1 protein-coding gene is annotated in these 260 nt (G+C 50.0%); it reads left to right on the forward strand.

The features are described 5' to 3' along the window. Positions 1-260 (forward strand): transposase (locus BLO31_RS18810; protein WP_175443253.1); only part of this gene is annotated, 260 nt, incomplete at both ends.

Below are 260 nucleotides of genomic sequence, written 5' to 3' on the forward strand. Positions count from 1 at the left end.
AGAGGGTGCAAACTACTGGCTGTCAGTGTTAACCGATCTGCATAATCGTGGAGTCGAAGACATCCTGATGGCCTGCGTGGATGGTCTTACAGGCTTCCCAGAAGCCATCGCTACGATTTACCCAAATACAGAAGTGCAACAATGCGTAATTCATCAGATCCGCAACTCATTGAAGTACGTGGCCTCCAAGCACCCGAAGGAGTTTATGGCTGACCTGAAGCCTGTCTACCGTACTGTCAGCAAAGAGGCTGCTGAGATGA

Source organism: Vibrio sonorensis (assembly GCF_001854765.1).
In the GTDB taxonomy this organism is placed as follows: Bacteria; Pseudomonadota; Gammaproteobacteria; order Enterobacterales; family Vibrionaceae; genus Vibrio; species Vibrio sonorensis.